Source organism: Paenibacillus forsythiae T98 (genome assembly GCF_000520735.1).
GTDB lineage: Bacteria > Bacillota > Bacilli > Paenibacillales > Paenibacillaceae > Paenibacillus_AQ > Paenibacillus_AQ forsythiae.
This window is the reverse complement of the sequence record NZ_ASSC01000463.1, coordinates 1-593: the sequence shown is the minus strand read 5'-3', so window position 1 is coordinate 593 and position 593 is coordinate 1. Positions and strand designations below refer to the sequence as shown.

Below are 593 nucleotides of genomic sequence, written 5' to 3'. Positions count from 1 at the left end.
ATATTGCGGCGGGGATTGCCGATACGCTGGTCAAATGGTATGAAGCGGCGCCCAATGTAGGCAGTGATCCGGGCAGCATTCATGCCAGGGTGGGGCTGGCCACCTCAAGGCTTGCGCTGGACATTCTGGAGGAACTCTCCATCGACGCCTATCTTGCGTCAGGTCACGGGGAGGTTACGGATGCCATCTCCGAGGTAACCAATGCGATTATTTTTCTGGCCGGACAGGCGGGCAGCTTAAGCGGCGGCAGACCTCGGGCCTATATTGCGCATGCCGTTAACAACAGCCTGACCAAGCAGCATGAGACGCACATCCGGCTGCATGGCGAGAAGGTGGCGTTCGGGCTGGCGGTTCAGCTGCATCTGGAAGGATACAGCCAGACCAAGATCGATACCCTTGCCAGGCTGCTGCATGCTCTGGGGCAGCCGCTGACCTTGCGCGAGCTGGGATTTAAGGACAGCTTCGAAGATAAAGCGGCGCTGGTGGCCAAGGGCGTATCCCTTGACGCCGAAGCGGTTGCCGCGCTTCCCTTCAAGGTAGATGCGGAGCTTCTGGAGCAGGCCATCCTGAATACCGACCTGACCGGACGGCGC

At 59.9% G+C, this 593-nt stretch carries 1 protein-coding gene; it reads left to right on the top strand.

From position 1 onward, the window contains the following. Nucleotides 1-593, top strand: a 593-nt coding sequence (locus L692_RS28910; RefSeq protein ID WP_025700956.1) for a dehydroquinate synthase/iron-containing alcohol dehydrogenase family protein, incomplete at both ends; no start/stop codon positions are given.